The 24,924-nt window shown below is 59.1% G+C and carries 18 protein-coding genes; 6 read left to right on the plus strand and 12 right to left on the minus strand.

Annotation, left to right across the window (positions count from 1 at the left end):
• Positions 1 to 300, plus strand: a 300-nt coding sequence (locus tag ACVWXZ_RS05435) for a glycosyltransferase family 9 protein (RefSeq protein WP_457439513.1), incomplete at its 5' end; no start/stop codon positions are given.
• Positions 301 to 679: 379 nt separating this feature from the next.
• Here the strand turns inward: ACVWXZ_RS05435 and cysK are convergent.
• Entirely contained in the window at positions 680 to 1,636 is a 957-nt protein-coding gene (cysK, locus tag ACVWXZ_RS05440; protein WP_011433569.1) for a cysteine synthase A, read from the minus strand.
• 243 nt (positions 1,637 to 1,879) lie between these two features.
• Between cysK and dxs the strand changes: the two genes are divergently transcribed.
• Positions 1,880 to 3,826 carry a 1-deoxy-D-xylulose-5-phosphate synthase gene (gene dxs / locus ACVWXZ_RS05445; RefSeq protein ID WP_011433570.1) on the plus strand — a complete coding sequence of 649 codons (1,947 nt, stop codon included), beginning with the start codon at positions 1,880 to 1,882 and terminating at the stop codon, positions 3,824 to 3,826.
• A gap of 13 nt (positions 3,827 to 3,839) precedes the next feature.
• On the opposite strand, the gene ACVWXZ_RS05450 is transcribed toward dxs, so the two are convergent.
• The 3 genes from ACVWXZ_RS05450 to fbp form a co-directional block, all read right to left on the minus strand.
• Positions 3,840 to 4,751, minus strand: a complete 912-nt coding sequence (locus tag ACVWXZ_RS05450) for a tetratricopeptide repeat protein (RefSeq protein WP_041436622.1) — start codon at positions 4,749 to 4,751, stop codon at positions 3,840 to 3,842.
• A 193-nt stretch (positions 4,752 to 4,944) separates the two neighbouring features.
• On the minus strand, positions 4,945 to 6,498 hold the full coding sequence (gene zwf / locus ACVWXZ_RS05455) for a glucose-6-phosphate dehydrogenase (protein ID WP_414408986.1): 1,554 nt from the start codon (positions 6,496 to 6,498) through the stop codon (positions 4,945 to 4,947).
• Positions 6,499 to 6,535: 37 nt separating this feature from the next.
• The gene (gene fbp / locus ACVWXZ_RS05460) at positions 6,536 to 7,534 is read right to left on the minus strand and encodes a class 1 fructose-bisphosphatase (RefSeq protein ID WP_457482272.1); all 999 of its coding nucleotides are present in this window, start codon (positions 7,532 to 7,534) and stop codon (positions 6,536 to 6,538) included.
• 373 nt (positions 7,535 to 7,907) lie between these two features.
• On the opposite strand from fbp, the gene ilvD reads away from it, so the two are divergent.
• Positions 7,908 to 9,605, plus strand: a complete 1,698-nt coding sequence (gene ilvD, locus ACVWXZ_RS05465; protein WP_457482253.1) for a dihydroxy-acid dehydratase — start codon at positions 7,908 to 7,910, stop codon at positions 9,603 to 9,605.
• 114 nt (positions 9,606 to 9,719) lie between these two features.
• Here the strand turns inward: ilvD and ACVWXZ_RS05470 are convergent, their stop codons facing one another.
• The 3 genes from ACVWXZ_RS05470 to ACVWXZ_RS05480 form a co-directional block, all read right to left on the minus strand.
• On the minus strand, positions 9,720 to 11,768 hold the full coding sequence (locus ACVWXZ_RS05470; RefSeq protein ID WP_457403949.1) for a PhoX family protein: 2,049 nt from the start codon (positions 11,766 to 11,768) through the stop codon (positions 9,720 to 9,722).
• A 315-nt stretch (positions 11,769 to 12,083) separates the two neighbouring features.
• Positions 12,084 to 13,532: a DUF2079 domain-containing protein gene (locus ACVWXZ_RS05475; RefSeq protein ID WP_457482254.1), complete on the minus strand. Its 1,449-nt coding sequence runs from the start codon at positions 13,530 to 13,532 to the stop codon at positions 12,084 to 12,086.
• 181 nt (positions 13,533 to 13,713) lie between these two features.
• The gene (locus ACVWXZ_RS05480) at positions 13,714 to 14,847 is read right to left on the minus strand and encodes an anhydro-N-acetylmuramic acid kinase (protein WP_457482255.1); all 1,134 of its coding nucleotides are present in this window, start codon (positions 14,845 to 14,847) and stop codon (positions 13,714 to 13,716) included.
• A 110-nt stretch (positions 14,848 to 14,957) separates the two neighbouring features.
• On the opposite strand from ACVWXZ_RS05480, the gene ACVWXZ_RS05485 reads away from it, so the two are divergent.
• Positions 14,958 to 16,682 carry an electron transfer flavoprotein gene (locus tag ACVWXZ_RS05485; RefSeq protein ID WP_457482256.1) on the plus strand — a complete coding sequence of 575 codons (1,725 nt, stop codon included), beginning with the start codon at positions 14,958 to 14,960 and terminating at the stop codon, positions 16,680 to 16,682.
• Positions 16,683 to 16,744: 62 nt separating this feature from the next.
• Here the strand turns inward: ACVWXZ_RS05485 and ACVWXZ_RS05490 are convergent, their stop codons facing one another.
• The gene (locus tag ACVWXZ_RS05490; protein ID WP_457482257.1) at positions 16,745 to 17,938 is read right to left on the minus strand and encodes an RNA-guided endonuclease InsQ/TnpB family protein; all 1,194 of its coding nucleotides are present in this window, start codon (positions 17,936 to 17,938) and stop codon (positions 16,745 to 16,747) included.
• A gap of 176 nt (positions 17,939 to 18,114) precedes the next feature.
• Between ACVWXZ_RS05490 and ACVWXZ_RS05495 the strand changes: the two genes are divergently transcribed.
• Positions 18,115 to 18,843 (plus strand): hypothetical protein, encoded by a 729-nt coding sequence (locus tag ACVWXZ_RS05495; protein ID WP_457482258.1) that lies wholly within the window; start codon positions 18,115 to 18,117, stop codon positions 18,841 to 18,843.
• Positions 18,844 to 18,923: 80 nt separating this feature from the next.
• Entirely contained in the window at positions 18,924 to 19,892 is a 969-nt protein-coding gene (gene fmt, locus ACVWXZ_RS05500; RefSeq protein WP_457482259.1) for a methionyl-tRNA formyltransferase, read from the plus strand.
• Positions 19,893 to 19,994: 102 nt separating this feature from the next.
• Here fmt and radC read toward each other — a convergent pair whose 3' ends face one another.
• Genes radC through ACVWXZ_RS05520 form a run of 4 tightly spaced genes read right to left on the minus strand, consistent with a single transcriptional unit; the run spans position 19,995 to position 24,831 of the window.
• Positions 19,995 to 20,726 (minus strand): RadC family protein, encoded by a 732-nt coding sequence (gene radC, locus ACVWXZ_RS05505; RefSeq protein ID WP_414355461.1) that lies wholly within the window; start codon positions 20,724 to 20,726, stop codon positions 19,995 to 19,997.
• A gap of 7 nt (positions 20,727 to 20,733) precedes the next feature.
• The gene (locus ACVWXZ_RS05510; RefSeq protein ID WP_457403939.1) at positions 20,734 to 22,461 is read right to left on the minus strand and encodes an ArnT family glycosyltransferase; all 1,728 of its coding nucleotides are present in this window, start codon (positions 22,459 to 22,461) and stop codon (positions 20,734 to 20,736) included.
• On the minus strand, positions 22,454 to 23,515 hold the full coding sequence (locus ACVWXZ_RS05515; RefSeq protein ID WP_457482260.1) for a CIA30 family protein: 1,062 nt from the start codon (positions 23,513 to 23,515) through the stop codon (positions 22,454 to 22,456). Before ACVWXZ_RS05515 ends, ACVWXZ_RS05510 begins: the two co-directional genes overlap by 8 nt.
• A gap of 38 nt (positions 23,516 to 23,553) precedes the next feature.
• Positions 23,554 to 24,831: a cysteine desulfurase gene (locus ACVWXZ_RS05520; protein ID WP_457482261.1), complete on the minus strand. Its 1,278-nt coding sequence runs from the start codon at positions 24,829 to 24,831 to the stop codon at positions 23,554 to 23,556.
• Positions 24,832 to 24,924 lie beyond the last annotated feature (93 nt).

Here is a 24,924-nt window from a genome sequence, read left to right on the forward strand (position 1 = left end):
GAGGATGAGCAGCTGGCGGAGGGCTTTCTGGCGCAACTGCCGGAGCTGCCGGTGAGCCGTCCTGTCCGGCTGGGGCAGCTGGCGGCCTTGATTGGTGGGGCAACGCTGCTGTTGTGCGCCGATAGCGCTCCCATGCATTTGGCGGTGGCGGTGCAGACGCCGCTGGTGGCGTTGTTTGGGCCCACCGACCCGCTGCGGCTGCTGCCTTCAGAGGGGCCGTTTCGGGCGGTCAAGGGGGCCGATGGGAAGGTGGAGTCGATTGCCCCCGAGCAAATTCTGCAGGTGATCTTTCCGGCCTAGAGCCAAGGTTTTCGTGGCAGCAACCCAGTCCCGTTTCTCTGCAGGCGGACCGAGAAGCCTTCTAGCCTGGGAGATGTGTCCCTGTCTGCTTTTAGCCGGCGGGAGAGCTTGCTTTGTCACCTTGGCTCTCCTAGGCTTGCTGGCGAGCGACCGTAAGGCAGTCAGCATTGCTGTTGACCGGGGGAACTTCTGCCCTCTTGGGGGAAAAGGGCTGGGGAAGTAGGGGATTCTCATGCGGACGAAGGGACTTGAACCCTTACGCCTTGCGGCACTAGATCCTAAGTCTAGCGCGTCTGCCGTTCCGCCACGTCACTCTCACCCATGCTAGCTCGCCCTCTGGGCCAGGGCGACCTGTAGGGCAGCAGTCTCAGCATCATCGTCATCTCGAATCGGAATCCCGCTCCAAGTCGCGAAAAAGAGGTGTGCTCAGGTAGCGTTCCCCAAAACTAGGCTGGATCATTACAATCCGCTTGCCAGCGTTTTCCGGTCGCCGCCCCACCTGGATGGCTCCCGCCAAGGCAGCCCCAGTGGAAATGCCGGAGAGGATCCCTTCTTCTTTGGCCAGGCGCCGGCTGTAGACCATGCTCTCTTCATCTTCCACTGGGATCACCTCATCCAGCAGGTCGCGCCGCAGCACATCAGGCACGAATCCCGCTCCGATCCCTTCAATGCGATGAAAGCCGGGCCGTCCACCACTCAAGACGGCACTGGCCTTGGGTTCAACGGCCACCAGTCGAATGGCTGGGTTTTTCCCCTTCAAAAACTCGCCCGCCCCCGTGATGGTGCCGCCGGTACCTACCCCTGCCACCAGGATATCCACTTGACCATCGGTATCTTCCCAAATTTCCGGGCCGGTGGTTCTGGCATGGATCCGGGGGTTGGCGGGATTGGTGAACTGGCCCAACATGTAAGCGTTGGGAGTGCGGCGGACGATCTCTTCAGCCTTCCAGATGGCTTCCCCCATGCCGCCGGCGCTACTGGCCAGGTGCACCTCTGCTCCGTAGGCTTTCAACAGCAGTCGCCGCTCCAGGCTCATGCTCTCAGGCATGACGATGATGAGCCGGTAACCCTTGGCAGCAGCGGCCATGGCCAGGCCAATGCCGGTATTGCCAGAGGTGGGCTCCACCAAGATGGTCTTGCCGGGGGTGATCAAACCGGCCTGTTCGGCAGCCTCGATCATGCTGACGGCAATGCGGTCTTTCACCGAAGCGGCAGGGTTAAAGCTCTCCAATTTCACCACGATCTCGGCCAGGCACCCCTCCGATTGCGGGATCCGATTCAACCGCACCAGCGGGGTGCGACCGATGAGCTGGGTGATGTTGGCGGCGATTTTCATGGCTAACAAAAAGGAAGAAACCATCGCGGCAGTGGGCCCTAGCCCTTAACTCCGGAGCAACCGAGGGCCTTACGCGAGGCTAACCCTTGAATAAGCTCCTTGGCGTGCCCCTTTCAAGATCTCACTGCCCTTGGCCCAGCATTGAGGGGATCCCTGCATTCCTTGAAGTTTTGAGAGGGAGGGTTACAAAACCCCTCCTGAAAATGAATTAGAGTGAGATCACACCGGAAGGACGAGTCCATTATGCACCTGAGTGACATCACTCATCCCAACCAGCTCCGAAACCTGAACCTGAGCCAGTTGCGCAGCCTAGCCCGCCAGATTCGCGACAAACATCTGCAGACGGCTGCCAATTCCCCGGTCGGCTGTCATCTGGGGCCAGGGCTGGGGGTGGTGGAGCTGACCTTGGCCCTCTACAAGACCCTCGATCTGGATCGAGACAAGGTGATCTGGGATGTGGGGCACCAGGCTTATGCCCACAAAATGCTCACCGGCAGGTACCACAATTTCCACACATTGCGCCAGAAGGGGGGGATTTCCGGCTACCTGAAGCGCAGCGAGAGCCGCTTCGATCACTTTGGGGCGGGGCACGCTTCCACCAGCATCTCGGCAGCTTTGGGCATGGCCATCGCTCGGGATCGGCGGGGAGACAACTTCAAGGTGGTGGCCATCATTGGGGATGGTGCCCTAACCGGAGGCATGGCCTACGAAGCCATCAACCACGCCGGGCACCTGCCCAAGACCAACCTGATGGTGGTGCTCAACGACAACGGCATGTCCATTTCCCCCAACGTGGGAGCGATCCCTCGCTATTTAAACCGCCTGCGCCTCAGCCCGCCGGTGCAGTTTTTGGCCGATAGCCTGGAAGAGCAACTGAAGAATCTCCCCCTGCTGGGATCCAGCCTCAGCCCAGAAATTGACCGCCTCAAGGAAACGGTGAAGCTGGTTACCGCTGTGCAAAACAACAAAGCCGGCATTATCTTTGAGGAGCTGGGCTTTACCTACGTGGGGCCGGTGGACGGGCACAACCTGGCGGAGTTGTTGGATGCCTTTGAGTTGGCCCACGGCATCTCCGGCCCGGTACTGGTGCATGTAGCTACCGTCAAAGGCAAGGGCTACCCGCCTGCCGAAGCGGAACAGGTGGGGTATCATGCCCAATCCCGCTTCGACCTGGCCACCGGCAAGCCCTACCCGCCCACCAAGCCCAAGCCCCCCAGCTACAGCAAGGTCTTTGGCCATGCCCTCTGCAAGCTGGCCGAGCGGGATCCCCGCATCATCGGCATCACCGCCGCTATGGATACGGGCACTGGCCTGGATAAGCTCAAGGAAAAGCTGCCGGATCAGTTTGTGGATGTGGGGATCGCCGAGCAGCACGCTGTAACGTTGGCGGCTGGCATGGCCTGTGAGGGAATGCGGCCAGTGGTGGCCATTTATTCCACCTTCTTGCAGCGGGCCTACGACCAGATCATCCACGATGTCTGTATCCAAAAGTTGCCGGTCTTCTTTTGCTTGGATCGGGCGGGAGTTGTGGGAGCCGATGGCCCCACCCACCAAGGCATGTACGACATCGCCTATCTGCGCTGCATTCCGGAAATGGTGCTAATGGCTCCCAAAGATGAAGCGGAGCTACAGCGCATGGTGGTGACCGGGATCCAGTACACCCAGGGCCCCATCGCCATGCGTTACCCGCGCGGATCTGGCGTGGGGGTGCCTCTGGCAGAAGAGGGATGGGAACCCCTGCCCATCGGCAAAGCCGAGGTGTTGCGCAGCGGCGGTGAGGTGCTGATCCTGGCCTATGGGTCGATGGTGCATCCCAGCCTGCAGGCGGCGGAGATCTTGAAAGAACACGGCATCTCAGCCACGGTGGTCAATGCCCGCTTCGCCAAGCCTTTGGATACTGAGCTGATCCTGCCTTTGGCCGAACAGAGCCGCTTGGTGGTGACGGTGGAAGAAGGTTGCCTCATGGGTGGGTTTGGCTCGGCAGTGGCCGAAGCCCTGCTCGACGCCGACCTGGCAGTGCCCTTGTTGCGCTTGGGGGTGCCGGATGTGTGGGTGGAGCACGCCACCCCCGAGGAATCCTTGGCAGAACTAGGCTTGAACAGTGCCGGGATTGCCGAGCGGATTCGGGCCAAGTTTCAGGCACGAGTTCTCAAGGGATCCCCTGCAGAACTTCCCACTGTCAATTCCTAAATCTATCCTGAATCTATTCTGAGAGGCCCATCCGCCGGTTGAACTGCTCGATGGCGGCTTGCTGCAGAGCTTCTGCAACAGGGCGGGTGCGCAGGAGGATCTGCACATCTCGCAGCAGGTTTTCTCGCCACAGGTTCTCCCGCAACACCTGCAGGCGGGCATAGTTGGGATCCAAGCGCATGGCCTTTGCCCCCAGTTCCTCAGCCCGTTCGGTTTCTCCCCGAATGTAGAGGGCAGTCGCCAGGGCCAAATAGGGCTCTGCTACGGCATTGTTCATCTCTATCGTGCGTTCCCAGCGATCGATGGCGGCGTCGAGATCCCCCTGCTCATAGTCCACCAAGCCCATGTTGTTCATGGCCGGCCAGTAGGCGGGATCCAACTGCAAGGTCTTCTCATATTCCTGCCGGGCCGCATCCCACCGATCCAGCATGAGGTAGGCATTGCCCAGTTGGAAGCGAGCGTTGGGGTTATCCGGTTGCAGGGCCACAGCTCGTTCCAGGGTTTCAGCAGCGGCAAAGTAGCTGCCCTGCCGCAAATAAGCCGATCCCAGCGAGTAGAGAACAGCCCCATCTTGAGGAGACAGGGCGCGGGCCTTCTGCAACGAGGCAATCGCCTGCTCCAAGTCCCCCAGTTCTAGGTGGACGTTGCCCAAAACATAGAGCAGCTCTGAGGAGTTGGGCACCATGGCCACGGCCAGTTGCAGGCGGCGCAGCGCTTCTTCCGTTTGACCAAACTGGGCCAGCCGCAGCGAGTCGGTGGCCAGTTGTAGCGCTTGGGCCTGCATCAAGCCCCCATTGGGCAGAGGGACGTGCAGCAACACCTGGGCCTGGGCAGAGCTCCACCCTCCCATCCCCAACACAACTGCCAGGCCCACCGACAAGGCTCGCCAGGGCCGGACGGATAACCGGAACAACAGTGGCGGCATGATACCCACGCAATAAACAGGCCATGCCCATGTTAGCTGCAACAGCCGGGGATCCCTACGTCTTGGTGTTCTCTTCTGCAGCGGCCATTTGAAAGGGCTCTTGAGCTGCTCATGCTCTTCTGCCTGTTGCTGAGGGTGCCCCGGCTTACACAGAGGTGGATAGACCATGGTTTACCAGCCGAGAGCAGCCAAATCAGAGGCGCCGCCACCGCCGCCCCGATTGGGTGAGCAGATCTTCGGCAGCCTTTGGCCCCCAAGTGCCGGCCTCATAGGTGAACAGAGGCGGTGCAGCACTGCCGCCATTGCCGCTGCCGGGCTCAGACTCCCAGGCCGATAACACCGGCGTCACCACCCGCCAGGCCGCTTCAACCTCATCGGCACGGGTAAACAGCGTTGGATCTCCCAACAGACAATCCAGGAGCAGGCGATCATAAGCATCCGGTGTACTCGCTCCAAAAGCCGTCCCATAGCGGAAATCCATATCCACCGAGCGAGTGCGGATCTCTGGCCCCGGCATCTTGGCCTCAAAGCGCAACGAGATACCCTCATTGGGTTGGATACGCAGCACCAGGATATTGGGGCTCACCTCCCGAGCCGCCGATTGGAACAGGGAAAGGGGCACCTGCTTAAAGTGAATGGCCACCTCCGAAACCTTCTTGGGCAGGCGTTTCCCAGTGCGCAGGTAAAAGGGCACTCCCTTCCACCGCCAGGTGTCACATTCCAGTTTCAGGGCTACGTAGGTGGGGGTTTTGGACTGGGGATTGACATTGGGCTCCTGCCGATAGCCCAGCACCGGCTTGCCGGCAATCCAGCCAGGGCCGTACTGCGCCCGCACCGCTGCGGCTGCCACATTGCGGGGATCCGCTAGGCGGGTGGCCTGCAGCACCTTGGTCTTTTCGTTGCGCACCCCATCGCTGCGCAGTGAGACAGGTGGCTCCATGGCCGTCAGGCAATAGATCTGCATTAGGTGGTTTTGCACCATGTCTCGCAGGGCGCCGGCAGTGTCGTAGTAGCCGGCCCGATCCTCCACCCCCACCGTCTCCGCCACGGTGATCTGCACATGGTCGATGTAGTTGCGGTTCCAGAGAGGCTCGAAAATGGCGTTGGCAAAGCGGAAGACCAGCAGGTTTTGCACCGTCTCTTTGCCCAAGTAGTGATCAATGCGGTAGATCTGCTCTTCCTGGCAAATTCGCTGCACAAGGCGGTTGAGTTCCTGGGCCGAGGTGAGGTCGTGGCCAAAGGGCTTTTCGATCACCACCCGCGTTTTGGTCGGATCGGCCACCATACCGGCTGCCCCCAGCTGTTGGATGGCCTGGGCATAGAAGTCCGGCGCCACCGCCAGATAGAACACTCGGTTGCCGCGGGTGCCCCGCTCTTCGTCCAGCTGGCTGAGCAGCTGCTTTAGGCGCAGATAGCTCTCAGCATCTCCGATATCGAGGCGGCAATAGAACAGGCGGCTGGCGAAGTCCTGCCAGAGGGCCTCCGGCCCCAAGTCCTGGGGGGCAAACTCCTGCACGGCAGCCCGCATCTTTTCCCGATAAACCTCGTGAGTCCAATCGCGGCGGGCCACCCCCACCAAAGTAAACTCCGGCGGCAGCCGCCGCTGCCCAAACAGCCGGTAGTAGGCCGGGAGCAGCTTGCGGGCCGCCAGATCCCCAGAAGCGCCAAACTGCACCACAATGCAGGGATCCGGGGTGCGTTCTTGGTTGAGACCAACGCGAAGGGGGTTTTCTGCCAGGGTTACCATAGGCCAGCTTGGCTCAAAGAGAAGGATTGGGAAGAACCTAGGGCACCAGAGAACCCTCTAGGCAGCGCAGCACTTCTTCCACGTTCTCGCGGCTGCCGATGATAAGGGGCACCCGTTGGTGGAGAGATTGGGGGACGATGTCTAGGATGGCCTCGGTGCCAGTGGTGGCCGCCCCGCCCGCCTGCTCGGCCAGAAAAGCCAGGGGGTTGGCCTCGTACATCAGGCGCAGCTTGCCCTCCGGTTTTTTCTGGGTGCCGGGATAGAGGTAAACTCCGCCCTGCAGGAGAATGCGGTGAAAATCCGCCACCAGAGCGCCGCTGTAACGGGAGATGTAGCCATCGCGGCGGTGAACATACCGGACATAGTTCTGGATCCCTTCGCTCCACCGGCAAAAATAGCCCTCGTTGAGGCTGTAGACGGAGCCGCGTTCAGGAATGCGGATGTCGCTGCGGGAGAGGATAAATTCCCCCAAGCTGGGATCCAACGTAAAACCGTGTACCCCCTTGCCGACGGAATAGACCAATTGGGTGCTGGGGCCGTAGAGAATATATCCTGCAGCCAGTTGGCGACGGCCCGGTTGCAGCAGGTCTTGGTTGTCCGCTTCCGGGCGATCCTCAAGAGGGTGAAGGACGGAGAAGATAGAGCCGACGCTGAGGTTGGCGTCAATGTTGGAGGATCCATCCAGGGGATCGATCATCAGGGCCAAGCGGCTGAGGGAGCAGTTTTCCGGCAGGCGAGCCGGGGTTTTCATCTCTTCCGAGACCAGCCGACACACCAGGCCCGTTTGCTCCAAAGCGCGAATGAAGGCCCGGTTGGCATAGTCATCCATCTGTTGCTGTTCTTCCCCTTGGACATTGAGGCTGCCGGTAACCCCCAGCGCCCCTTCGATCAGTCCTGCCTGACTCAGCCGCCGGGCGATCATCTTGCCGGCCAGGGCAATGCGGTTCATCAGGGCGCTGAAGTCTTGGGCCTCTGCCGTAAAACTGCCAAACTGCTGTAAAACATGACGGGAGAGGGTGAGCACATCCCGCAACATCTCCCGTGAGGACTCCGTCCCGCTAACGCGGTCGGCACTGCTGGGCACTGCAGGCGAGGGGAGAGGAGAGCTGAGAACCATACGAGGCTTCGCCAACACGAAAGAAAAACACCCATACAAGGGATCCCCGACCCCTGCGTCTTGACCCGGAGTGCAAGGACTCGGTCTTGCCAGGGCGATTGGAACCTGGGATCCCTTCTACTAGGTAGGCTGGCCGATTCCTGGCGCAGGTGCAGACAACTTACAGAGTTGCTTCAGATTTGGTTTGGATCCCTCTTGCCGGCAGAGCTAGTGTTCCCCCGAAGAGAGGCGGTAGGATGAGTTCTAGCCGTTTTCTTCCTTGCCCACTTCCTCTCGATTCCCTCTTGCAATGATGGCCAATTCCCCTTTCCCGCTGCGCAGCCAAGTGGTTACCCAGGGAGTACAGCGCTCCCCCAACCGCGCCATGCTCAGGGCCGTAGGCTTTCGCGACGAAGACTTCGGCAAGCCCATTGTCGGCATTGCCAACGCCCACAGCACCATCACCCCCTGCAACATGGGGATCCAAACTCTGGCGGAGCGGGCGGAGGCGGCTCTGAAGGCAGCGGGCTGTATGCCCCAGGTGTTCGGCACCATCACCATCAGCGATGGCATTTCCATGGGCACGGAGGGGATGAAATACTCGCTGGTGTCGCGGGAAGTAATTGCCGATTCCATCGAGACGGTGGTCAACGGCCAGAGCATGGATGGCCTCTTGGCCATCGGCGGCTGCGACAAGAATATGCCGGGGGCGATGATCGCCATGGCCCGCCTCAATGTGCCCTCCATCTTCGTCTACGGCGGCACCATCAAGCCGGGTCACTACAATGGCCGCGACCTCACCATCGTCAGCGCCTTTGAAGCCGTAGGGGAGTTCAGCGCCGGGCGCATCTCCGAGGAAGAGCTGCTGGCGGTGGAGCGCCATGCCTGTCCCGGTGCCGGATCCTGCGGCGGCATGTACACGGCCAACACCATGTCCAGCGCGTTTGAGGCTATGGGGATGAGTCTGCCCTACTCCTCCACCATGGCTGCAGAAGACGAAGAGAAAGCCGAAAGTGCCGCCCAATCGGCCAAGGTCTTGGCAGAGGCCATCAAAGCCAACCTCCGCCCCCGCGACATCATCACCCGTAAAAGCATTGAAAATGCCATCTCGGTGATCATGGCCGTAGGGGGATCCACCAACGCCGTGCTCCACTTTCTGGCCATTGCCCATGCGGCAGAAGTGCCCCTGACGCTAGATGATTTCGAGACCATTCGTGCTCGCGTGCCTGTCCTCTGCGATCTCAAGCCTTCAGGGCGGTTTGTGGCCACCGACCTGCACCGGGCCGGCGGGATCCCCCAGGTGATGAAAATGCTGCTCAACCACGGCCTGCTGCACGGGGACTGCCTCACCATCTCCGGCCAGACCATCGTCGAAGTCCTGCGGGATGTGCCGGACGAGCCTAGCCCGGATCAGGAGGTGATCCGCCCTTGGCACAGCCCCCTGTATCCCCAAGGGCATCTGGCCATCCTCAAGGGGAATCTGGCTCCCGAAGGAGCAGTAGCCAAGATTACCGGCGTCAAGAACCCGAAAATTACCGGGCCGGCGCGGGTCTTCGATTCAGAGGAGTCCTGCCTGCAGGCCATCCTCTCCGGCCAGATCCGAGCAGGGGATGTGGTGGTGATCCGCTACGAAGGCCCCAAAGGTGGCCCCGGCATGCGGGAGATGCTCTCGCCCACTTCGGCCATCATCGGCGCCGGCTTGGGGGATAGCGTTGGCCTGATCACCGATGGCCGCTTCTCCGGCGGCACCTACGGCATGGTAGTGGGCCATGTGGCTCCCGAAGCCTATGTGGGGGGCACGATTGCCCTGGTGGAGGAAGGGGATCTCATCACCATTGATGCCCCGGCTCGCCAGTTGCACTTGCATGTGAGCGAAGAAGAGCTGGCCCGCCGCCGCGCCCGCTGGTCTCCTCCTGAGCCTCGCTACAAACGGGGCACCCTAGCCAAGTACGCCAAGCTGGTCTCCAGCAGCAGCCTGGGGGCAGTGACGGATTTAAACCTGTGGGATTAATTCCTCGTAGCCCTGGCGTCTCAACCTAACCTGAAGCGACTATGAGTGCGAGAAAGCGGCAGAGAGAAGGGATCCCTGCCGCTGGGTTTTATGGGCTGACGGCCTCAGAGACAACTAGGTACCGATGATCCCGCCGTCATTTTTGGTGATCACCACCACCGCCGAGCGGGGGTAGAGATTGGGGTCGTAGTCTGGCCAGCGGGAATCGACCTTGCCGGCAGCAAAGTCGTCCTCGCTGGTGCTGGCGCCTGGGTGCTGCACGTTGATGAACATGGTGCGCTGATCGGGAGTGGTGACCACACCGGTGATCTCCTGCCCAATCGGCCCGGTTAAAAAGCGGCGAATTTCCCCTGTATCCGGATCGGCAGCCAACATTTGGTTGTTGCCAAAAGGCGCAAACTCCTCTTTGTTGAGATTGCTTTCGCTGGTGTCGGTCTGGATCCAGAGGCGACGGCTGGCATCGAACCACAGCCCATCGGGAGAGTTGAAGATGTTGTCTTCATTGAGGGGCTGGCCCGATAGCTTGCGGCTATCTTCCGGCGGCCCGGCCAAGACAAAGAGATCCCACTCGAAACGGGTGGCTTGAGGCCGGTCGTTGGCTTCCTTCCAACGGATGATGTGACCCCACTTGTTTTTGGGACGGGGGTTGGCAGCGTTCACCTGGTCTTGTTCCCGACGGCTGTTGTTGGTCAGGGTGAAGTAGACCATGCGGGTTTGCGGATCCACCGCTCCCCACTCAGGCCGGTCCATTTTAGTAGCACCGACAAAATCTGCCGCCGTGCGGGTGTTCACCAACACATCTGCTTGGCTGGTGAAGCCGTTTTCCGGGGTTAGACCGTTTTTCCCAAACACCAGCGGCAGCCACTCCCCTGTGCCATCTTCGTTGAACTTGGCCACATACAAGGTGCCATTGTCCAACAGATGTCCACCCGCCGTTTCCTTGCGGTAGGGCTCGGCAGAGACGTACTTGTAGATGTACTCAAAGCGGGCATCATCCCCCATGTAGGCCACAATCGGCTGGCCTTCCACCGGCGGCTGAAACACCACGCCTTCGTGGGCGAAGCGGCCCAGAGCGGTGCGCTTCTTGGGAGTGCTGCTGGGATCAAAGGGATCGATCTCCACCACCCAGCCAAAAGTGTTGGGCTCATTGCGGTAGTCTTGAGTGGCATCCGCAGCGGTGGGGGTGGCATTGAAGCGGATGAACTCGTCTGCCTTGTTGCTGGCCAGCTCCCAGCCGTAGCGGGAAGTCTCGGTGCTTACGCCGTAGCGCTTGTGCTCCCGGGGCAGGTTGGGCTTTTGGTCGGGGCCTTTGCTGGTGTTGCTGAAGTAGCCCGCCCAGTTCTCCTCACAAGTAAGGTAGGTATTCCAGGGAGTGACGCCGTGGGCGCAGTTGTTCAAAGTACCCCGGGTCATTGTGCCTTCAGGGCTGAACTTGGTTTTCACGAAGTCGGATCCCCGCACCGGGCCGTGGATCTCCATGAGGGTAAGACCGGTGATGCGGCGGTTGAGGCGATCCCGCACCACTTCCCAACTGCCATCTCCCTGCTGCTTGATGTGGACAATGCTCACCCCGTGGCCATTCAGCTCTTTCAGCACCTGATCGGGATCGCGGGTGCCGTCAGGATTGGTGGGATACAGGTCGGAATCCAGCTTCTGGCCCACAGCCGCAGCATGCATAAACCGAGGCTCAACGTACTCGTGGTTAAACACCAGCAAACCCTCGGTGGAGCTGCCCTGCCAGGGATCCTTCCCTTCGATGGGGAAGAAGTGCATGCCATCGTGGTGGCTGCCCACCTGCATTCCCTGCTCGGCACCGGTGTTTTCCAGCTTGAACTGTGGATAGGTGCCGGTGATGGGAGTACCCCAAGCCAGCAGCGGTCGGGCAGTGTAGCCTTCGGGCACCACCAGTTTGTCTTCCGCGCTCACAGGAATTGCCTTGAAGCCCAGCAAAGCACTGCCACTGGCGGCTTTTGCCGATTTGGAAGCACTGTTCAGCGCAGGCAAGCCAAAAAAGGTGGCCACCGCCGCAGCAATTCCCCCCTGCAACACTTGACGCCGCTGCAAACGGCTCTCCAGGATGCTGCTGAAAGTGGGGTTGGGAGAGTGGTTACACATAGGCTCGTCCCCAGGACGAAGCTTAGGGCCATGCGAATGGATACTCATGTTGACTTCTCCTCTTGTCTTGACAAGTTTTGTTCAGAAACTTGACGAGTCTTATAAAACAGCACCTAACCCCTGCGCTACTCTATTCGCGCATGAGGATAGGCACTACAAAGTTAGTGGCTTGAAGTTAAGAGAAGACTAAGCTCAGATTAAGCCTTGCAAGTGTAAACAATTTCTTTAGATTGAAGCAGCAGTTTCTTAATCATTTGTTGCAACGAGAAGAAGACTTGGTTTAAGTCAATTAGATTAAGTCAATTAGATCAAGTGCCAATAAAGTAGTCTGCAGTCCTTAGAATTGCGATTCTTATGCGATTCTTAGAGGTCTTTTCGTAACCTAGAGAACAAATACACCCCATCTTGATGGTACAGAAGCTGAAACTGGGTTTCCTTCTGTAAAGCTTCGATCAGGATGCGGGAGAACTCTGGAGTGCTGCGCCACCCCGGATGACGGGTGTTGAGCAACACATAATCAAAGGGATCCCACTGAGAGGGCGGGGATCCATTGAAGCGGCCCTCGTCTGTAAAGTAGATTACAGGTCGCTGGGTGAGGTGAGGGCTGATCTCGTGGGTGGTGAGGACGCCCCCTTGGGTGGTGATCTGGGCAAGAGCCTGTCGGGTTGCCTGCCAAGTGTCCAGGGAGCTGAGATAAATCGAGCCGAAAAAGGTGTATTTCCCCAAGGCCAAAAAGGCCAGCGAAGACCAGATCAGGGGCAGTTTTCCATCTTTTATAAAATGGCTCTGGAAGAGGTGATTTTTCACATTCTCGATGACAGCTAAGAACAAGAAAGGAACGATAGGCAAAGCGTACTGATGCACCAGATCTCGATAGGCGGGGTTGCTGGAGAGTATATTCAAACCCAGGGTAGGCAGGGCAGGGATCCAGGGATCCCAATGCCGCCAAGAGAGACCCCAAGCCAAAGGCGCAACCAATAAAAATCCATAAAACAGGGTGTCCAGAGAGAAGACTTTGCTCAAAACCGGCATCGGTCTCAAGATTAAACCTTGAACAATTTCCGCAACAGAATTCCCTAGATAGTCGTAATGAGAAACGGCTGCCGGCTCGCTGCCGCTGAAGTAAGGGATGATCCCAAAAGTGGCTATCCCAAACCAAGCCGATCCTGCCGCAATTGCCGTCCAGCCGCCCACTTGGCAGCGCCATTGCCAGCGTTCTTGAATTCGTCCTCTTTCCCAAAGCAACAGCCAGGCTCCCAGGGCGACAACATTGAGAGACAACACTGCTTTACAGCCGAGGATGCCGCTCAAACAGAGAAGGAACCCCCACAATTTTCCAGAGCGAATGCAGAGCACAGACGCCAAGAAAAGGGGAACGGCCAAAACCTCTGGATGAAAATCAAAAAGGTTGGCGTTAAAAATGGCCGGATAGAGAAGATAGGCTGTGGCAATCACCATCACTTGGCTGGGATCGACCTTGGCCTGAAGTGCAAGGTGATAAATAGCCAATGCTCCCAAGGTTAACGCCAGGGATTGGAGCCCAAACAGCCAATAGACCGAGGGGACAATGCGGTACAAAAAGCTGATGGGATAGAGAATAAAGGCTGCGTGGTCTCCCAAGATGTGGATCCCTCGAATGGTCGAAAACGGAACCTCTCCCCGACTGATTAGATAGATGGATTGGTCGAAGATGCCAAGATCATATCCTCCAGACTGAAACAGGTGATGCCGGACAACACTACAGCCAAAGAGAATGAAGAAATTAAAAATCATGATTGCCAGCAGAAGTGGAGGCAGAGGACGATCCTTCATAAGAACTAGGGCTTTTGATTTATAGATCTTGGCAAGGTAACTTTATCGCTTTTCTCAGCCTTGCGTGACATCCTAGCGAGATCTGGATTCGGCAGAGGCTCCGCCGCAATTCCGGACATTTCTCTTTCCTCGGGAGTATGAGGAATGGCTCAAGCTTGTTGGAGATAACGATACAGATGAGTTAGGACTGGTTACGACAAGAGGGTGTGATTTGGCCCAAGATGGCAGCATGTCTTGCCCCAGTTGCTTCCGGTAAATTGTTGGTCTTACCTTGCCAGGTTTTATAGGCCAATACCGCGAAGGCAAGGGCCTCTTTGGCCTTAGAAGGGATCCCCACTTGGTCGGAAGTCAACAGGGTTGTGGTCGGCAGTTGTTCCTGCAGCAGTTGCATGAGAACAGGGTTTTGGGTGCCGCCACCGCTGAGAATAACTTGATCTGGGGTCGCGGGCAAAAAGTCCCTATAGGCTTGGGCAATGGAGCAGGCTGTGAACCCCGTGAGGGTGGCAATACAGTCGTGAGCAGATATAAATTGGGTCCAAATTTGCTCCAAATAAAGGGATCCAAAATACTCCCGACCAGTGGTTTTGGGCGGTGCCTTTTGAAAATAGGGATCCCGCATCCATTCTGCAACTTTTTCCCAGTGGACTTGGCCTTGGGCAGCCCATTTTCCGTCGCGATCAAAGGCTTGATGTCCCTGACTGGCCCGCATCACCGCCAAATCAATCAAAACATTGCCGGGGCCGGTGTCGAAAGCCAAGGGGGATCCCCCACTGTAGAGGCTGGGGAGATAGGTAAGGTTGGCAATACCGCCGATGTTCTGGGCCACACGATGAAGGTGGGGATGCCTCAACAGAAGCCAGTCCACAAAAGCTACCAAAGGTGCGCCTTGGCCTCCTGCTGCCATGTCCCGCGCCCGAAAATTGCTCACCACCGGGATCCCGGTCAGCTCGGCAATCACCGCAGCTTCACCGATTTGCAAAGTCGAAGCTTCTGGCCCACTGGGGTTATGCCAAAGGGTTTGGCCATGGCTGCCGATGAGATCGATCTGTTGGGGGGTAAGATGGGCCGCCTGGATCCCTTGCAAGGCCGCTGCCGCAAAAGCTCGACCCAAGCGAAAGTTCAAGGTGCAGATGTGATCTACCGTGCCGGTTTTGGGATCCGCAGCCCGCAAAATCTCTGCCCGCAGCGTTGGGGAATAGGGGATCGTCTGGAAATGCATTAACTCCCACTGTAGGGGATCGTCACCCTCCAGGTGGACGATGGCTACATCGATCCCGTCTACCGAAGTGCCCGACATTAGGCCGACGACGATCATCTTGCTGGGGGCTCGCACCAGAGGCTTGAGAAGGTCTAAAGTTTTGCCCTCTTTCTCCCCTCCCCTTTTTAAGATACAGGCAGCGTATCCGGAGCTACCGCGTGGAGAGGATGAGTGAAGCCATCCGCTACGACCTTCTGTTGGTGGGGGGGAGTTCCTCCAACTTGATCTTGGCCCATCGCCTTTTGGATTTGGCCAAGCTATCCGGGCTAAGAATCTCCATCGCCATTTTGGAAAAAGCCCGCCAATTCGGCGGTCACATCGTCAGTGGCGCCATCTGCAACCTCCAAGTGATCGCCAAGCTCTTCCCCGATTTTGAAAGCCAAGGATTTCCCCACGAAGGCCGGGTGGAAGCCAATCACTTGAGCGTGCTGGGATCCCAACAGCGCTGGGATCTGCCGGAAGCGGTGATCCCGCCGGGATTTCGCAAGCAGGGGCAGTTCATTCTCACCCTCAGCCACGTCATCCGTTGGCTGGCCGAAACCCTGCAGGAAAAAGCCAAAGGGATCCCAAATGTTACCCTCGATGTGTTCCCCGGCTTTGCCGCCCATGAAATCCTCTACGAGGGGGAGCGGGTGATCGGGGTACGGGCAAGCGATTCCGGCCAAGTGTACGAAGACTGTATCTTTGCCGAACTCACCTGCTTTGGCGACAAAGGCTTCATTTCCAAAGATCTCATCGAGAAGTTTCAACTGCGCCCCAACCCGCAATTGTGGTCGGTGGGGGTCAAAGAGGTGTGGCAGATCCCCCAGTCCCTGCAGGGGCAGGTGTGGCATACCTTGGGCTACCCGGTTTTGGATGGCAGCTTCAGCGGGGGCTTTGTCTATGGCCTCAAAGACAATCGCCTGGCCTTAGGTCTGATCATCGGCCTAGACAGCAAGAACCCCAACCTTAACCCCCAGCAGCGTCTGCAGGAGTTCAAAGCTCACCCCTGGATCCAGTCCCTGATTGCCGGCGGCAAGTTGCTCAAGTACGGGGCTGCCGTGATTCCCGAAGGGGGCTACCACAGCCTGCCCACCCGGTTTGGCGTTGAGGGAGCCCTGCTGTTGGGGGATGCGCTGGGGGTGTTGGATGTGGGCAGCTTGGCCGGGGTGGATAATGCCATGGAAACCGGCTATCTGGCGGCGGGCCTCATTCACGATGGCTTCTTGAAAGGGGATCTGCGCATCCAGGCCGACTACCAAAGGGCGGTGATGGAAAGTGCGGTGGGGCAAAACCTCTACCGCAGTCGCTACTTCCGCGAGGCTTTTCTGGAGAACTCCCGCTTGCTGGAAGAATACTTACCTCAGGTGTGCCGCAGCGTCGATGCCGGCCATCCCTGGCTGGGATCCCTGCGCTGGGGTTTACAGGATCCCGTTCGCCGCGGACGAGAAACTCTGCGCGCCTACACCCTGCTCACCGGGCGGGTCAGCCCCAGCGAGCCACCCCCGCGAGGCTATGTGGCCCCCCACGCTGCCATTCAAGCGGATTTTGTGGCCCCCACAACCTTGGCTCCCCAGGAATTGGCCTCTCGACCGGGCTATTTCTCGCGGCCCGATGCGGTTTTTTTCGCGGATCCCCGCTACCCCGAGGGTAACCGTCACATCCTGGAGTTCGACGCCGAAACCTGCCGCCGGTGCATCGCCACCTACGACAAGCTGAATCGCCCCACCCCCTGCGTGGCCGACTGCACAGCCGAGGTACACCACATCCGCGACCAAAATGGCATCCGCTCCCATGCCATGTCTTTGGAAAACTGCATCCAGTGCCGCACCTGCGAGATCATCTGTCCCCACTTAAACTTGCGGGTCAACCCCAGCTACGAGGGATCCGGGCCGGATTTCTATGGGCTGTAGCCGTTGCTGAGGTTAACTCAGTTCGCTGCAGCTCGCCTGATCCTGGGGGTCTAGCAAGTAAACTACCCGACCCTGACTGCTTCGCAGTACGGGGCGGGCTTTCGGTAGCCCTGCAGTTGGCAAGCCAACCACGGACCTCTAGGCTGGTTTACGACAGCCCCAAGTTTGGCAATCATGTTGGCCCCATTCCAGTCCGCATCCCCTTCCCATCCACAGTGCCCACACTTGAACGACTTGCCACTGCGATAGGATTGCGCAGGGTCGGGATGGATGTGCAAACACTTGTGACAGGTCTGCGACGTGTAGGCAGGCGGCACCAGAATCAAAGCAACTCCTGCACGCAGAGTCTTGTATCCCAGAAACTGCCTCAGCTGGTAGAACGCCCAACTGTTGGCCCTGCGCCGCTCGGCTTTGCTGCGGGGTTGTTGGTTGATACGCTCCCGTATCCCTGTCAAGTCTTCCAGAGCAATAGCGCTGTTTGTGACCTTTGCCCTAGAGACAATAGCTTTGGAGATGCGATGATTGACCCACGCTTGAAAGCGTCTCTCCTTGCCAGACAGCCGTTGCAACAGTTCTCTGCATCTGCGCCGCGAACTGCGTGTGCCCTTACTGGCTTTGCGTTGGAGTACCGCCCTCAACCGGGAGTAGTGGTCTCGGACTCTGTTCAACTGCTGTCCATTCCAGTTGTCCCCCTCTGACGTATGGGCAATATCTGTCCTTCCCAAGTCCACCCCGATCACCTTGTCGGCATCTTGCTGCTTGGGTGGTTTTTTCTCTACGCAAATCTGGATGTAGTAGGAGCCATCCTTCCGCTGGACTAGGGTGGCCGATTTGGGGTTAGAGCCAGCCAGCATTCCCCTCTGGTAGTTACCAATGGCTAGCTCAAAGCGTTCTCTCCCTTCCACCGTGGTCAGCGACACCGTCCAGTCTTTCTCGCGGAATGAAAAGATACGTGCGTCGTAGGTAACAAAGCCGCTCTTAAACTCCTTGACGGGACGCTTTTTCTGCTTAGCCACTTTGCGGGAACCCGCTACCCGTCTGCACACCTGTTGAGCCAAGTTACTGGACAAGCCAAACCGGGCTCGAATCTCGTAGTAGCAAAGGGATTGCAGCTTGACCGCGTTGACGATCTTCTCCGGCGTGTTCTGGTTGACCCAATTCAAGGCTTGGCCAAAAGCCTCCAAAGTCGCGTCCAATTTGGCGGCTTGCGACTGGGCTACCTTGAGCTTGCAGGAGACGGTCAGGACTTGGGTCATGGTTCTATTGTAACCTCGCATTCCTCCCGGCACTGACCCTACGGGTACAGTGCGGGGCTCCTGCGATTTCTAGCTGAGGTGAATGGATCTGGCCATCTTGGCCGGCGATCCCAGGGATCCAAGCAACCTAGGAAATTGGCTAGGTTGGGTTAGGGCTTGTTGGAGATCTTTTGTCGGTGAGCGATTCTTTGGATGTCCAGGCTCCTCTGCCCGCTATCTTGGCCGATCTGCAAAAAGCCCTGGGATCCTTGGGGTTGGGCCATCTCCAGGTACAAGCGCGGCTTTCCGGCCACCGCCTGTTGCTGCGCCTAGAGGGGGATCCCTTGCCTGAGCCGAATGCTTTGCTGGAGAGCCTCTCGCCGGCCTTGGAGCAAATGGCGCTGACCCACAGGCAGCGTCAGGTGGAGCTGTTTGGCTTTCTGGCCAATGAAGGGATCCCGGAATGGCACTGCGAGTGGCGCTACCAGCCCCAGCCCAACCCCAACAGCCCTCTGTATCGCGCTCAGCGGGGGGATGGGGTAGCCATCCAGCAGGTACTGAATTACCTGTTGCGTCCAGAAGGGATCCAAGCACGGGTTCATTTCCATCCCAAGCTGGGCCTCTTGCAGGTGAACTTGCAGGCGGCAGAAGCTCCGGATCCGGCTTGGGCTAAGGATTTTCTGCGGCGAGCCTTGACCCGTCTGGAATGGACTTTTTTGCAACGGCTGCGGCTTTCCGGGCAAAAACTGGGCTCCTTTTTCCCGGCCTGGAGCCAGGAGTTCGATCTCAAACAGCCCGCCTTTTGGCAGGCCCCGCAGGTGCCCTTGACCGGGCGATCCCCCATCTCAGAGAGAGAAATCTCTCCGCTGGATAAGCCGCCACCCCCTTCTCCTGCCTCCCAGACTGAATCTCCGGGTGTCAGTTGACGGAGGAGATAGTAAGTAGCCGAGCGTTTGCAGCCGCTGGCTGAGCGTATTCTGAAGGACAGTGCTCGTTGGGGTTGGCCATGCGGGTTGTTTTTTTCGGCACGCCAGAGTTTGCCCTGCCTTCGCTGCAGATCCTGTTGCAGCCGCAGTCCCCCTTTGAAGTGGTGGGATTGGTCTGCCAGCCGGATCGGCCCCAGGGACGGGGACAAAAGGTGCTTCCCCCCCCTACCAAGGTTCTCGCCCAGGCCCACGGGATCCCTGTGTGGCAGCCTGTCCGCTTGCGGCGGGATGCAGAGGTGCTGGCAGCTTTGCAGGCCCTGGCCGCCGATGTGTTTGTGGTGGTGGCCTACGGCCAGATCTTGCCCCTGACGGTGTTGCAGATGCCCAAGCTGGGCTGTGTGAATGTGCATGGATCCCTCCTGCCCGCCTATCGTGGCGCTGCCCCCATCCAGTGGGCTATTGCCAACGGCGAAACCGAGACCGGCGTAACCACGATGCTCATGGATGAGGGAATGGATACGGGGGCCATCCTGCTCCAGGCCAAGCTACCCATTGGGCCAGAGCAAACCAGCCTAGAATTGGCACCCCAACTGGCTCAACTGGGGGCAGAACTCTTGGTGGAAACGCTCCTGAAATTGGAGAAAGGGGAACTCACCCCCATCCCTCAGGACGGATCCCAGGCAACCTACGCCCCTTTGCTCAAAAAACAAGACTTTCACCTCGACTGGCAGCGCCCTGCCCAGGCCTTGCACAACCAAATCCGCGCCTTTTCTCCCGACTGTTTCACCAGTTTGAGGGGGCAGCGGATCAAAATTGTCCGCTCTGCCTCTCCTCAGTTGCACCCACCCCCTGGCGATCTCCCCCAAGGCAGCCCTGGCGAGGTGGTGGGATTGGCCAGGGGAGAAGGAGTCTATGTAGCCACCGGAGAGGGATCCCTGTTGATCCGGCGGGCGCAGCTGCCTGGCAAAAAAGAACAGTCCGCTTGGGACCTGGTCAATGGCGGCCAGCTCAAGGTGGGGATGCGTTTTGAGCCACTCCCGGATGCTTGAGAGCCATACAGGGATCCCTTGGGCGCGGCCAACCCAAAGACGGCGAACCTGTCCGTTGCCTTGATTCTACTCTCTCTCTGGGAGAAAGGCTGGGGGTGAAGACTACTCCGGCTGGGGAAACTCCTGCCAAAGGTTGGTGCGTTGGCGCAAGCTGAGGAACTGTCCGCCGCCGAGGATAAGGTGATCCAAGACCGGGATCTGCAGCAGCTGCCCCGCCTGCAAGAGTTGCCGGGTAAGGGCAAGATCTTCTGGGCTGGGATCCAAGCTGCCGGAAGGGTGGTTGTGGGCCACCAGGATGCGACTGGCCCCCTGTTTGATGGCGCTGCGGAAAGTCTCCCGCGGATGAGACAGGGTTTCGGTGGCGGTGCCCCGGGTTACAATCTGCTGGCTGAGCAGACGGTGCTTGACATCCAAGTGCAAGACGGCAAAGTGCTCTTGAGATTCCCACATCAAGTCACCACTCAGAGCCATAGCCGCTTGTTCTGGCGACTCAATGGCTGTCCGGTCTGGCGGACGACTCAAAAACACCCGTCGTCCCAGCTCGATGGCGGCCAACACTGTGGCTGCCTTGGCCGGGCCAATGCCTTCGATCTGGATCAGCTCTCCGGCTTCCACCTGGCGCAACTGGGCCAAGGGATCCCCTTGGGCTTCCAATTTTTTCAGGAGCAACTGGGCGAGGCCGACTGCCGAGAGCTTGCCTGGCCCCTGGCCGGTGTTGAGCAAGATGGCCAGCAGCTCGGCGTGGGAGAGGTGCCTTGCCCCTTGGCTGAGCAGCCGCTCGCGGGGACGATCTTGGGCAGGAATATCGCTGATGCGCAGCACGTACTGGCTCATCTGGGGCCTAGGGAGGAGAAGAGGTTTTTTTCAACAGCCAAAAGGGACTGCGGCGCTCGACGACCCGCCAAGATCCCAGAATGGCTGCCTGTTCGCCCTCGGGAGCTGTAAGTTCAGCTACAAAGGGATCCCAGGTAACCAGGTAGTCGGGCGCCTGCCCCTGGGCTTGCCAGTCGGCCAGCTCTTCTGGGCTGGCGGCGTAGGGAACCTGCAGCGGGCCATAAAAATAGGGTACAAAAGAGCGAAAGCCGTACAGGCCCACCGTTCCAGAGAGAGCCGGCTGGGCGTTGTTTTCGGAAGTGGCAAACTGCCGGAAAAAGTGGACGGCTCCTCCCTGGGTGTGTTGCAGCAGGCGGGGGAAGACCCAGCACCAGGCCAGTTGGGCGCTCAGTCCCGTGGCCAAGAGCAAAACTGTCCAGCCCCAAGCCCGCCGCCGTCCTCGACTCCAAAGGAGAATTCCCAGCAGCAGGATCGCGGCGGGGACGTAGGTCAACACCGGCCACTCCACCTCAGCCTGCAGGTATCCCAGCACCAAGCTGCTGGAAAAGTCGTCAGGGATGCCGGCAAAGACCCATGCTTGGACTAGCCCAGCGGGGTCCTGGGATCCCAGCCAGGGCAGCAACAGCCACAGGGCCAGCCAAAACAAGCCACTGAGCAGGATCCAGGCACTTTCCCAAAAACTGGGCCCTCTTTTCTCAGCAACCAGGCGCTGCAAGCGCAGGGCAGCAAAGTAGGCCCCAATGGGGTACAGCAGCGAGGTGTAGTGAACCAGCTTGGTTTGCACCAGCAGCGAAAACAGGGCCAGCACCACCCCAAAAGCCACCAACAGCAGAGATTCTGCCCGCCGAGTCAAATCCACCGAGCCCACGCTCCTGGGGATGGGCTGCAGGATCTCGGCCAAAGCCAAAGAACCCCAGGGAAAGCACCCTAGGGCAAAGGCCAACAGATGAAAATAAACCGGGCCGGGATGCCCATCTGAGCTGGTGAGGATGCGCCATTGGTAGCGCCCAAACTCTTCCACCCATTCTGGCCCCCGTTGCACCCCCTCCAACGCCAGCCAAGTGAGGGGAACAGCCACAGCTAGGCTGAGGAAAACCAGGCTCTCCCCCCATCGAAGGGGAGGATCCCGTTGCCAGAGCTTGTAGAGGATCCAGATAGCCAGGGGCAACACCAGCCCCACCGGCCCTTTGGCCAACACTGCCAAGCCCAGGGCCAGCGCCCCCACCGCTCTCCACCTGCGTCCAGAGTACCCGGCCCGCCAGGCCTCCTCGGCGGCCCAAAGGGATCCCAGCCCCACACCCATGCCCAGGTTGAGTAGCGGGTCGATGAGACCGGTTTTGTAAAAAAACAAGGGCAGGTAGCCCGTCAGCAGCAAGATCCCCCATAGGCAGCCGAACCCCATCCCGCCCAGACAGGATCCCCACCCCACCAGCAGCGCCACTGTGATCCCGCCCACCCAGGCATTGGGCAACCGCGCCGCCCATTCGTTCATCCCCAAAACAGCCATGGACAGGGCCTGCAGCCAAAAAAACAGGGGCGGCTTTTCAAAAAAGGGCTCCCCGTTGATCGCCAACGAGAGCGGATCCCCGCTGGCCAGCATCTGCCGCGCCAAGCTGGCGTAGATCAGCTCATCCCAGTCGAACAGATAGGGGATCCCCTGACCTACCCACAGCCACAGGCCGGCCAAAAGCCCCATCCCCAGGGATCCCTTGAGGCGGCCCAGAAAGCTAGGCATGGAAAGCTTCTGAAGACACCACCCGGCCCACGCTCTGAGGCGAGCGCAGGAGGCGGAGCAACTGGGCTGCCAGAGCGGATCCCTCTGTCTCTACCGGAATCTCCACCCCACACCAACGGCTGGAGCTACCCTGCAGGGCAGCTATCCACTCCGGGGCAAGGGATCCCCGCGCCACCCCGATCAATTGCGGCAGAGGCTCCCGACGATACAGCCCAATCCAGCGCAAGCCCAGTTGAAAAGGCCCCGGTCGGAAACGGGGGTTCAAGCGGCCATCGGCCTCGAACTTGCTTAGCATCAGTTGCAGCGAGTAGATCTGGCGACTATTGAGAGGGGGAGCAGAAACCCGGCGGGCGCGGAACGTGGCAACCATCTCCGCAAAAGGGATCTGAACGGTCTGCTCTTCTCCCGGCGCAGTGTCGAACGCATAGCCGTAGGCGGGGCTGTCCCAGCCGCCTTGATCCCGCAGTAAGACCTTATACCGCTGCCCATCCCCTCGCAGGCGCAGCTCCAGACCGGCAAACCCCGACAAGTCCAGCGGCGGCTGCCAATTGCGGGTGCGCGTGGAAACAAACCCCCCAAAGTTGGCCGTGGAAACTTGCCCTGTAAACAGAAGCTGCCCCTCCCCCCACTGCAACTGGCTTTGGCTCACCCCTCCCATGACCACATCGTCCAAAATGCCCCAAAACCGGTTCAGATCTGGGTTGGGCCGGCGAAAGTCGAACAGCATCCGCTCCGTTTGCCCACTGCTGCGCAATTGCTCCAGATAAGCCTTGGCCGTTGGTGGATCCTCCAAACCTAGGATCACGGTTGCTGTCGCCCAATCTGGCGTATGGCTCACCTCCACGCCCTGCTGCCGCAGGGCCTCCGCCAACCCGTCAGGCAAACCTTCCCCCACCACCCCTATCTGGATAGCGACCGGCTCGGAAAGAGAAGGTGGCACAAAATCATCCTCCACGGCCTGGAACCCATTTTGAACCCGACGCCACACCTCAGCCCAAGGCAGGGCCTCATAGTAGGTGAGCGTGTTCCAGAACCGCCCCAGATCCCAAGGCATGAGTCTACCTCATCTCTTCAGAGGTCTATCCCGGATCCCTAGCTTAGGGCAGCGCCGAAGAACTCCACCGCTTCTGCCAACACGTCTAAAAAGCGATCCACCTCCGCCAACGTGTTGTACAGGTAAACACTGGCTCGGGCAGTGGATTGTACTCCCAAATAGCGATGGAGGGGTTGAGTGCAGTGGTGCCCCGCTCGAACGGCAATGCCTTGCTCATCCAGCAAAGTAGACAGGTCATGGGGATGGACAGCCTCCACCGAAAAGCTAACCAGCCCTGCCCGTCGCGCCGGATCCTTGGGGCCATAAACCGTAATACCCGCTATGTGCTGGATCCCGTCCAACAGGTGGGCAATCAACCTTTGTTCGTGGGCATGAACCCGCTCCAGACCGATCTGGCTCAAGTAATCTACGGCTGCCCCTAACCCCACCGCCTGGGCAATCGCCGGCGTACCAGCCTCAAATTTGTGGGGGATATCCGCATAGGTGGCGTGATCCCAGTACACATCGGCGATCATCTCTCCCCCACCCAAAAAAGGGGGCATCGCTCGCAGCAGCTCCCGCCTGCCGTAGAGGACGCCAATCCCCGTTGGGCCACACATCTTGTGCCCCGAAAAGGCCAACCAATCGCAATCCAGCGCCTGGACATCCACAGGCATGTGGGGCACGCTCTGGCAGGCATCCAGCAGAACCTTGGCTCCGTAACGATGGGCCAGTTCAGTAATCTCCTGAACGGGGTTGATGGATCCCAGCATGTTGGAGACCTGGGTTACCGCCACCAAGCGGGTGCGGTCGCTGAGCAAAGATTGGTAGTGCTCCAGATCCAACTCTCCCTCTGGCGTGATCTGGATGAACTTGAGGTGGGCTCCCGTCTTCTGGGCCACCCATTGCCACGGGATTAGGTTGCTGTGGTGCTCCATCACCGAGAGGACGATCTCATCCCCCCGCTCCAGATGGCTCAAGCCCCAACTGTAGGCCACCAGATTGATGGCTTCGCTGGCATTGCGGGTGTAGATGATCTCCTGAGGAGAAGGCGCATTCACAAACCGAGCGATCTTTTCCCGCGCCCCCTCATAGGCATCTGTGGCTTCGTTGCTCAGCGTATGGACCCCACGATGCACGTTGGCGTTGCAGTGTCGATAGTAATGATCCATCGCCTGCATAACCGCCAGTGGCTTTTGAGAAGTGGCGGCATTGTCAAAGTAGATTAGCGGGTGGCCGTTGACCTGGCGCTGCAAAATCGGAAAATCTGACCGCACCTGGGCAGCCAGATCGAAAGAATGGTCAAGCTTGAGAGAAGAAAGGGGGGATACCGCCATGGTCTGCGCAAAAAGCCTGCTTCCCTCAGTATGACATCGCTTCCGGCCAGCCTTCGGCAAACCCATCCGCCCAATCCCTTCCAGCATCCAGGG

The sequence above is a fragment of the Thermostichus sp. MS-CIW-38 genome, from assembly GCF_054058415.1.

Bases quoted from the DNA above. Each gene is read 5' to 3' on its own strand.
- cysK (WP_011433569.1), bottom strand. From the start codon at position 1,636: ATGAAAATCGCCGCCAACATCACCCAGCTCATCGGTCGCACCCCGCTG.
- fmt (WP_457482259.1), top strand. From the start codon at position 18,924: ATGCGGGTTGTTTTTTTCGGCACGCCAGAGTTTGCCCTGCCTTCGCTG.
- ACVWXZ_RS05480 (WP_457482255.1), bottom strand. From the start codon at position 14,847: ATGATCGTCGTCGGCCTAATGTCGGGCACTTCGGTAGACGGGATCGAT.
- fbp (WP_457482272.1), bottom strand. From the start codon at position 7,534: ATGTTGCGGGATGTGCTCACCCTCTCCCGTCATGTTTTACAGCAGTTT.
- zwf (WP_414408986.1), bottom strand. From the start codon at position 6,498: ATGGTAACCCTGGCAGAAAACCCCCTTCGCGTTGGTCTCAACCAAGAA.
- ACVWXZ_RS05490 (WP_457482257.1), bottom strand. From the start codon at position 17,938: ATGACCCAAGTCCTGACCGTCTCCTGCAAGCTCAAGGTAGCCCAGTCG.
- ACVWXZ_RS05510 (WP_457403939.1), bottom strand. From the start codon at position 22,461: ATGCCTAGCTTTCTGGGCCGCCTCAAGGGATCCCTGGGGATGGGGCTT.
- ACVWXZ_RS05515 (WP_457482260.1), bottom strand. From the start codon at position 23,515: ATGCCTTGGGATCTGGGGCGGTTCTGGAACACGCTCACCTACTATGAG.
- ACVWXZ_RS05520 (WP_457482261.1), bottom strand. From the start codon at position 24,831: ATGGCGGTATCCCCCCTTTCTTCTCTCAAGCTTGACCATTCTTTCGAT.
- ACVWXZ_RS05485 (WP_457482256.1), top strand. From the start codon at position 14,958: ATGAGTGAAGCCATCCGCTACGACCTTCTGTTGGTGGGGGGGAGTTCC.
- ACVWXZ_RS05450 (WP_041436622.1), bottom strand. From the start codon at position 4,751: ATGCCGCCACTGTTGTTCCGGTTATCCGTCCGGCCCTGGCGAGCCTTG.
- dxs (WP_011433570.1), top strand. From the start codon at position 1,880: ATGCACCTGAGTGACATCACTCATCCCAACCAGCTCCGAAACCTGAAC.
- ACVWXZ_RS05470 (WP_457403949.1), bottom strand. From the start codon at position 11,768: ATGAGTATCCATTCGCATGGCCCTAAGCTTCGTCCTGGGGACGAGCCT.
- ilvD (WP_457482253.1), top strand. From the start codon at position 7,908: ATGGCCAATTCCCCTTTCCCGCTGCGCAGCCAAGTGGTTACCCAGGGA.
- ACVWXZ_RS05475 (WP_457482254.1), bottom strand. From the start codon at position 13,532: ATGAAGGATCGTCCTCTGCCTCCACTTCTGCTGGCAATCATGATTTTT.
- radC (WP_414355461.1), bottom strand. From the start codon at position 20,726: ATGAGCCAGTACGTGCTGCGCATCAGCGATATTCCTGCCCAAGATCGT.